1 protein-coding gene is annotated in these 695 nt (G+C 64.2%); it reads left to right on the plus strand.

All coding sequences use genetic code 11. The features are described from left to right. Window positions 1–148: 148 nt before the first annotated feature. On the plus strand, window positions 149–695 hold a 547-nt coding region (locus AC1DS5_RS25085), incomplete at its 3' end, for a glutathione S-transferase family protein (protein WP_477720956.1).

A 695-nucleotide genomic window follows, 5' to 3' on the forward strand; every position in this document is an offset into this window, starting at 1 on the left:
CGCTAGGCCGCGTCGGTCAGCCCGACGACATCGGCGGCGCGGTCGCAGCCATCCTGTCCGACGATTTCGGCTGGGCCAACGGCACGACGTTCGACGTGTCGGGCGGCCAGTCGCTCTGATCTCTGTTCCAGCACATCGAGACACCATCATGACCGAGCAAAACCTCACTCTCGTCAGCCACCCGCTGTGCCCATTCGTCCAGCGTGCCGCGATCGTCCTGCTCGAAAAAGGGGTGGCGTTCGACCGGGTCAACGTCGATCTATCGGCCAAGCCCGACTGGTTTCTGGCCCTGTCGCCGACCGGCAAGGTGCCGGTGCTGAAGGTGCGCCAGCCGAACGGTGAGGATGCGATCCTCTTCGAAAGCGTGGTCATCTGCGAATATCTGAACGAGACGCAGGGTGGCGCGGCGATGTATCCCGACGATGCATTGCTGCGTGCCCGGCATCGCGCCTGGATAGAATTCGCCACCCAGACCTTTACGGAGGGCTGGCAGTTCCTCCACGCCAAGGACATGGCGACCGCCGACGCGAAGCGGGCCGCCTTCCGTGATCGGCTGAGCAAGATCGAGGCCGAGCTGGGCGACGGCCCGTATTTCGCCGGGCCGGACTTTGGTCTGGTCGATGCGGTCTACGCACCGCTGTTCCGCTATTTCGGGATCATCGATCCGGAAGTGGCTGACCCGATCTTCGCTGGCC

The sequence above is a fragment of the Polaromonas sp. P4_H1 genome (assembly GCF_056400945.1).